Below are 7,483 nucleotides of genomic sequence, written 5' to 3' on the forward strand. Positions count from 1 at the left end.
TCGTTAAGAACAACAAATCTGTCCAAATTAGGTTGCAAGCGAAGCCTTAATAAAATCAAACCACCGGAAGGGTTAGGCGCGCCCGAAGGCCCCCGTTCGGCGAGGGTTCGAGCTCGAACCGGCCCTTATAGAGATGGGCCAGGTCCGCCACGATTGAAAGACCCAAGCCAGAGCCAGGCTTGCTTTCGTCCAAGCGCTGGCCCCGCTTCACGGCGCGTTCGCGCTCGGCCTTGGTCAAACCGGGTCCATCGTCGTCCACCGTCACGGTCAAACTTTCCCCTGGTCCGCTGTCCGCCGTGACGGACACGCGGGCCTTCGCCCACTTGCAGGCATTGTCCATGAGGTTGCCCGCCATCTCCTCCAGGTCCTGCTTCTCGCCCTGAAACTTCAGATCGGGGCTCGCATGGACCTCGAGCTTGATGCCGCGCTCACCGTAGATGCGATCGAGCGCGCGCTTCAGCGCTTCCAGCACCGGCGCAACGTCGGTCACATCCCCGATTACGCCGGAACGCGCCGCGACCCGCGCGCGGTCGAGATGGTGCGTGATCTGCGTCCGCATGATCTCCGCCTGCTCAACCACCTTGTCCGAGAGCAAACCGCCATGGGACCGCGCTTCATTGCTGATAACGCTCAGAGGCGTCTTCAGCGCATGCGCCAGGTTTCCTACATGCGTGCGGGCACGGTCGACCACGTCGCGGTTCGACTGAATCAGCGCGTTGAGCTCTGTTTGCAGAGGTCTGATCTCATCGGGAAGTTCTCCCTCGAGACTCTCGGCGTCACCTGAGCGGATCGCGGCGAGGTCATGACGAATGGCGCGCAACGGAAGGAGACCGAAGCGCACCTGGAAGAACGTCGCCAGCACGAGGCCGAAACCAAGAATTGCCAAGGCGAGAATGAGCATGGTGGTGAACTCGGCCAGATCGGAATCGATCTCGGCGGCATTACCCGCCACCGCATAGGAGTAACCCGCGGTATCGGACCCACCGGGCCTGATCTCCCGCTCGACAATGCGCAAGTTCTGATCGTCGGGACCCGGCGCGTAGCTCCGCCGCGTCAAAGTATCGTCCGGAGCAACCCCTTCGCGGCTCGGCAGATCGAGCTGCTGATCGAGCAGCGAGTCCGAAATGTAAAGCGGGCGCTCGGAACCTTTGAGCGGCTTGATCTGCCAGTACCAACCGGAAAACGGGATGGTAAAAATGGGGGCGCCCAGGTTGGTGGGCTCTTGGGGGGAGTCTCCGCCCTCCGCCGTGCTCGAAGCGACGAGGCTCGTCATATAGACGTTCAGGCGCGCATCGAAATTGCGTTCGATGGCCTGGCGGTAGAGGGAGACAAGGAGAATGGCAGCGGCGGGGATGACCACGAGGGTCCATGCCGCGGCCGAGGCAAAAAGCCTAAAGGCGAGAGATTTAGGCCCCATCGGCGTTGTCCGTGAGGCGGTAGCCGAGCCCCCGGACGGTCTTGATGATGTCGACGGGAAGCTTTTTGCGCAAACGCCCGATGAACACTTCAACCGTGTTCGAGTCGCGATCGAAATCCTGCTCGTAAAGATGCTCGACGAGCTCGGTTCGCGACACGACCCGGTCGCGATGCATCATGAGATAGGTGAGGACGCGGTATTCATGCGAGGTGAGCTTGATCGCTTGCCCCTCGACCGTGACCCGCGCGGCCTTGGTGTCGAGACGAAGAGACCCACATTCCATCTCGTTGGTGGCGTGACCTGCGGAACGCCGCAGAAGCGCTCGAAGCCGCGCGAGAACCTCTTCCATGTGGAAGGGCTTGGCCACGTAGTCGTCGGCGCCGGCGTCCATGCCGGCGACCTTGTCGCTCCACCGCTCGCGCGCGGTGAGGATCAAGACTGGCATCTTGCGGTCGTCACGCCGCCATTGTTCGAGGACTGAGAGCCCATCCTTCTTCGGCAGCCCGATGTCGAGCACCACTGCGTCGTAGGGCTCGGTGTCGCCGAGGAAATGCCCTTCCTCGCCGTCGAAAGCCGTATCGACAGCGTAACCCGCCTCGCCAAGCGCGGTCACGAGTTGACGGTTGAGATCCGGATCGTCCTCGACAACGAGCAGCCTCAAACGAGTGCCCTCCCTAGAGCTTAAGACGCTCCCGCGCCTCCTAGAATTGCCCCGTGCGGGCGTTGATGGTGAGGTTCTTCACGTTGCCCTTCTTGCCCAGCACGACAACCTTGTAAACAAAGTTCGAGCCGTTTTGGCACAGGGTGGCGGAGATCACCTTGCCGCCGGTTTTCGACTGGACCTTTTGATAGATGACGTTGCCAGGAACCAGCGAGTTCTGCGAGATGAGCGCGCCGGCCGATTTCCACGGAACGCACGCAGCCCGCGCCGGCGGCGCCGCCGCGGACAGAATGACCGCGCTCAACGCCGCGACGGCAATTGGCTTCAAAACCCGACAGTCCATCTCAGTCCCAACATCCATTCTTCGGAGGCAACCCTAAGGGACCGCCAATGAACGGCGCATGAACGGTTGGTCAAGCACCTTTCGAGCGACCGGATTTCCTCGCGGCAGGCTTGGCGGCATCGTCCACCTAGGCGCCGAGCGCCGCAAGCCCCAAACCGCAAGCTGCAAACCTCGTGTTTAAACAACAAAAAAGGGAGGCCAAAGCCGCCCTCGAAAATCTCATCGCTAAAAAACCGGTCAGGTCGCCTGGGACGACATCCCCAGCCGCGCCTCGACCATCTTGCGTATTGTCACGCGGTCGCGCGTCGACACGCCGATCAGCTCGGCGACGCGCCAGACGAGGTTCGATTCAAACTCGTCCACGACGCCGTCCGCCATCACCACTTCCCACAACATCTCGACAATGCTCTTGCGGCCGTCTTGATCGAGCTCGCGGCAGAGCACGCTGGTGAACCGGTAGAGGTCCACCGCATCGCGCTCCTGCGCCGCCGCATCGTCAAACAGCGCCTTCGCTTCCTTGGGCTCAAGATCGAAGCGCCGCTGGAGCAGGTCGTTGACCTTCCGCTTCTCGTCCGGGTCGAAGTTCCCGTCGATGCCGCCAGCGCCAATCAGAAGCGCGCCCGCCGCTAGCCGCAGTTCCTCTCCGCGCAGATCCTTCACGCGCCCAGCGTCCGTATCGATCCCCTCGACGAGATCCTTCAGCTTCGTCCACAACGACATCCAGTCCTCCCACGCAAGCAACTCTGCCCTGAGGTCCTACAAAACGACAATGGCCGGGACAAGCCCGGCCACTGCCATTTGGGTACTGGGGGTGTAGTGCGTCTAAGCTGCTTGCTGCATCGGCTCGGTCACGGCGCGATAGCGCACGATGCCGTGCAGGGTTTCACCGTCCGGATCGATTCGCGCTTGCGAGAACTCGTGCCGGAGGTTGACCAGTTCGTGGTCGTCGAGCGTCAGGGCCTGGTCGTGCAGCAGATTGCGCACGACCTCTGTGATTTCGTGCACTTCCATGGCGCTGTCAGCGCGCGACCAGATGTGCAGCGTGATGCTGTGTTCGTTGCCATCCTCGGTGCCCGTGCTCCAATCCAGGTCCACGGTCTGCCCGATGGTGATAAAGGGGAATTCGGCCGCCGGCGGCGGATTGCTATAGATGCCGTCGCCGCCAAGAAGCGACGTCAGCTCAGACGCGTTGGAGAGCGTCTGGTACATGCTGCGTTGGAGCGCCCAACACGCGGCCGTCATATGCGATCCTCCATCAGTTAACGAACATGTAGGGACCGGAACGCCGAATACAATGGCCCGCTCTTACCGCCTCGCCAGTGCGGCACGTAAAGTATTTGTGAGACTTTGCTTAACGCGCGGTAAACGCGCGCGAAAAATCGGCCAAAGCCAGGGGGGTCGCGGGCTACGTTGGAGTGGCGATACGCTGCAGAAGACGATACACGAACGGTAGACGGCACGCCTTTGGAACCTACCGTTGCTGCTTCGCAGCAATTGGGTTCATTTTGCAAAACGGCAGCCAAGGCGACCTAGCGGTTCTAAGGGTCTCGCCTTCGTCGTTTGTCCCTAAGTCGAACTCCCGGGCCCATCTCGTCGTCCGCAGGGATGAATTCCACACCCGCTTCCTCCAGAGCCGTCTGGAGCTTCCAGTAGGTGTCCGCCGCTCCGCGGACGTCAGGGGAGGCTTCAATTCGCTTTACGGTTGCTAGCCCCGCAGAAGCGAGAGCGGCAAGATCTCGTTGACTTATGCCAACCAGTGCACGGGCTGCTCGAATCTGTGAAGCGCCATTGGGCCAAGGTAGGCATCGCGTCGCAGACGGTGAACGTCGGATTGCTCGGACGTTGGTAGAGGGCTTAGCAAAGTAGCGGACTTACCACATGGGCCTGACTTCCGTTTTTTGGCACTCAGCGGACGTGCCCGTGGACCGGCCGCTAGGTTGGCTCTTGACCCAAAGCGGGCATCGAGAGCTTGTTGGCTATCGGCCGGTTGGTGCCTCTGCCGCCCGATCACTCGAGACTGGCGGGCGGCGGGGAGCATCCTGACAGCGGGAAAAAGATTGTGAGCAGGCCGAGATCGCCTTCCAGAGAGTTCTCGACATCAAAGTCGTGCATCCAGGTTAGTTGCGTGCTCCCCCGGCTCCGCGTTAGGTCTACACGTCGCCCATCTGGTACACGCCAAAGGGCTAGCCACAGTCAGGGAGGACTGGTGCAATGAACATCACCCCGAAGATTCTGACACTGCTTGCGGTGACATCCTGCGTCGTCCCCGTTTCGGCGCTCGCAGAGGAGGAGAAGGTTGGCGGCCAGGTCGGCGAGATGTCGCTCTCGGCCGGCGATGTTGGCTTGTTCAAGCGGGAGAACTTCTCGCCCTATGCAGGGCGCCAGTTTCCGAACCGCCCGCTCTGGGGGGACACGCACCTGCATACCTCGAACTCGCTGGACGCACGGGCCTTCGGTGTGACGCTCGACCCGGAGCAAGCCTACCGCTTTGCCCGCGGCGAGGAAATCAAGACCAGCCACGGCCTCAATGTGCGGCTGTCGCGGCCGCTTGATTGGCTCGTGGTCTCCGATCACTCCGACGGCATGGGCGCCATGAATGAGATCGTCGCAGGTGACGTCACGCTCATGCGGGACCCTCAGCTGCGCGACTGGAACAAGCGTATCAACGAAGGCGGAGACGAGGCGCTGCAAGCCACTATGGAAGTGATCGAGTCCTTCGCCGGGATCAGCGAGATCAAAATGCCGGCCGCGGCGCTCGACCCACGGTTCGTTCAGACAGTTTGGGACGACTACCTCGAGACGGCCGACAAGTACAACGAGCCTGGCAGGTTCACGACGATCATTGGCTATGAGTGGACCCCGACGGAGGGCGGCAACAATCTGCACCGCAACGTTCTGTACCGCGACGGAGCCATCCGCGCGCAGCAGATGTTGCCGTTCACCACGGAGAGCAGTTTCAATCCTGAAGACCTCTGGAAGTGGATGGAGGCTTACGAGGACAAGACTGGCGGCCGCGTGCTGGCGCTGGCGCATAACGGCAACGTCTCAAACGGCCTCATGTTTCCTGTCGAGACCAACCCGGCAACCGGCAAGCCGTTGACCGGCGACTATGCCGAGACCCGGGCGAAATGGGAGCCGATGTACGAGGTCACCCAGATCAAGGGCGACGGCGAGGCACATCCCTTCCTGTCGCCGAATGACGAGTTCGCGGACTACGAGACCTGGGACAAGTCGAACCTTGGCCCAGTCCCGAAAGAAGACGACATGCTGCAATACGAGTATGCGCGCGAGGCTCTGAAGAACGGGCTGAAGCTTGAGGACGGTCTTGGCACGAACCCGTACAAGTTCGGCATGGTTGGCTCCACCGACAGCCACACCGCCTTGGCCACGGCGCAGGAGGACAACTTCTTCGGCAAGCACGCCGGCGTCGAACCGGAGCCGCACCGCTGGGAGCACGTGGTCGGCGAGTTCGGCCCGACCCGAATCTTGGGATGGGAGATGGCGGCCTCGGGTCTTGCGGCCGTTTGGGCGCCTGAGAATACGCGGCGCGCCATCTTCGACGCGATGCAGCGTAAGGAGGTCTATGGCACCACCGGATCGCGTATCGGCTTGCGGTTCTTCGGTGGCTGGGACTTCAACGACAGCGACGCCACCAGCCGAACGCCGGCCGAGATCGGTTATGCCAAAGGCGTACCCATGGGTGGCGACCTGGAGAATCCGCCTGAGGGCAAGTCTCCAAGCTTCCTTGTCGCCGCGCTGAAGGACCCGATCGGCGCCAATCTCGATCGCATCCAGATCGTCAAGGGTTGGCTCGACGCCGACGGCAAGACGCAAGAGAAGGTCTATGACGTCGTCTGGTCAGGTGCGCGCAAACCGGGTTCCGACGGCAAGCTGCCGGCAGTCGGGGACACCGTGGATGTCGAGAAGGCCACTTGGACCAACACGATTGGCGCCCCTGAGCTGATCACTGTCTGGGAAGACCCGGACTTCGATCCGAACCAGCGTGCGTTCTACTATGCGCGGGTGATTGAGATCCCTACGCCCCGCTGGACCGCCTATGACGCCAAGCGCTTCGATGTTGAGATGTCGGACGACGTTCCCATGACCACCCAAGAACGCGCCTACACGTCGCCCATTTGGTACACGCCTAAGGGCTAAGTATCGAATGCTAGAGAAGGTTTTAGGGCGGCTCGCTGAGGGCCGCCTTTTTGCTGCGAAAGACTCCGCTGCGATTCACGTGAATGTCCACTTCTGGCACTTAGCGGACCTCTATGCCGAAACCGAGCAAGTCCCCTCTTGGGCCCAAACCAGACGTGGTCTGGCCAAGGCGCAAGGGCCGCTTCTGACCCTAAGCGGACATGTTCAGACCAGTACAGCAGGCGATGGCTTTGCCTGGACAAGGGACAACGCGCCAGTCAGAGATAATGGCTTGGTCTGGATTGTCTCTCCGATGGCTATGAGAGAAGCTGATTGCCGGTCTCGGGTTCTGGGCTCTGCGCAGAAGCACGTATTGCGCTCAGCGGGGACCGATGACGAGGCCCACAATCAGGGGGATCTCAATCATGGGGCGCAACATCTTGGCTGTTCTAACCGCAGTGCTTGTTCTCGTAGTCGCGGGGGCTTACGTCGTGCTAGTGCCCGCCGAGGCTGTTCGCCCGCCCCCTGCGACCGTCGCCAAACCCAATCTCGTGTCGATCCCCACCCCCTTCACACACCGGTGGTCCAAGGGGACCAGTCATCCGCTGCTTGCCGCTGCGGCCATCGATGTCGACGACTCCGGGCGCGATGCGGTTTTTCTCGGCGGCTCCGACGGGCAACCGGACGCGCTGCTTGCGTGGCGGGACGGCGACCTTGTCCTTGAAATTGAAAACTTTGCCTCAGAGGACGCAATTGTAACGCGCTTTTTGGACTTAGCAGGCGTGCATCGCCCGGGTGGCGCAACGATACAGACCACTTCACAGACGGGCGCGCACCTGACCTCACACTCCGGCAGCACCTCGCCAAAGCGTTGCAGCATTATGAAAGTCTCTTCAGGTTCGGGGCGGAGGCGCCCCGGGGAGAC

At 61.5% G+C, this 7,483-nt stretch carries 7 protein-coding genes; 2 read left to right on the plus strand and 5 right to left on the minus strand.

Translation table 11 applies throughout. From position 1 onward, the window contains the following. Nucleotides 1–55 precede the first annotated feature (55 nt). From ABY454_RS03225 to ABY454_RS03245, 5 genes are all read right to left on the minus strand, one after another. Entirely contained in the window at nt 56–1,417 is a 1,362-nt protein-coding gene (locus ABY454_RS03225; protein ID WP_372928735.1) for an ATP-binding protein, read from the minus strand. Continuing rightward, nucleotides 1,407–2,078 carry a response regulator transcription factor gene (locus ABY454_RS03230; RefSeq protein ID WP_372928736.1) on the minus strand — a complete coding sequence of 224 codons (672 nt, stop codon included), beginning with the start codon at nt 2,076–2,078 and terminating at the stop codon, nt 1,407–1,409. Before ABY454_RS03230 ends, ABY454_RS03225 begins: the two co-directional genes overlap by 11 nt. Nucleotides 2,079–2,118: 40 nt before the next feature. Then, complete coding sequence (locus tag ABY454_RS03235; RefSeq protein WP_372928737.1) at nt 2,119–2,382, minus strand: PepSY domain-containing protein; 264 nt, start codon at nt 2,380–2,382, stop codon at nt 2,119–2,121. Nucleotides 2,383–2,658: 276 nt separating this feature from the next. Further along, nucleotides 2,659–3,141 carry a TerB family tellurite resistance protein gene (locus ABY454_RS03240; protein WP_372928738.1) on the minus strand — a complete coding sequence of 161 codons (483 nt, stop codon included), beginning with the start codon at nt 3,139–3,141 and terminating at the stop codon, nt 2,659–2,661. 102 nt (nt 3,142–3,243) lie between these two features. Continuing rightward, nucleotides 3,244–3,663: a DUF3168 domain-containing protein gene (locus tag ABY454_RS03245; RefSeq protein ID WP_372928739.1), complete on the minus strand. Its 420-nt coding sequence runs from the start codon at nt 3,661–3,663 to the stop codon at nt 3,244–3,246. Between the two features lie 969 nt (nt 3,664–4,632). Here ABY454_RS03245 and ABY454_RS03250 point away from each other — a divergent pair. After that, nucleotides 4,633–6,579: a DUF3604 domain-containing protein gene (locus ABY454_RS03250; RefSeq protein WP_372928740.1), complete on the plus strand. Its 1,947-nt coding sequence runs from the start codon at nt 4,633–4,635 to the stop codon at nt 6,577–6,579. A 404-nt stretch (nt 6,580–6,983) separates the two neighbouring features. Then, a partial coding sequence (locus ABY454_RS03255) for a hypothetical protein (RefSeq protein WP_372928741.1) occupies nt 6,984–7,483 on the plus strand: 500 nt, incomplete at its 3' end.

Source organism: Methyloceanibacter sp. (assembly GCF_041573655.1).
GTDB lineage: Bacteria > Pseudomonadota > Alphaproteobacteria > Rhizobiales > Methyloligellaceae > Methyloceanibacter.

Excerpts from the sequence above, each read along its gene's own strand:
- ABY454_RS03245 (WP_372928739.1), bottom strand. The coding sequence starts at position 3,663 with ATGACGGCCGCGTGTTGGGCGCTCCAACGCAGCATGTACCAGACGCTC.
- ABY454_RS03240 (WP_372928738.1), bottom strand. The coding sequence starts at position 3,141 with ATGTCGTTGTGGACGAAGCTGAAGGATCTCGTCGAGGGGATCGATACG.
- ABY454_RS03225 (WP_372928735.1), bottom strand. The coding sequence starts at position 1,417 with ATGGGGCCTAAATCTCTCGCCTTTAGGCTTTTTGCCTCGGCCGCGGCA.
- ABY454_RS03250 (WP_372928740.1), top strand. The coding sequence starts at position 4,633 with ATGAACATCACCCCGAAGATTCTGACACTGCTTGCGGTGACATCCTGC.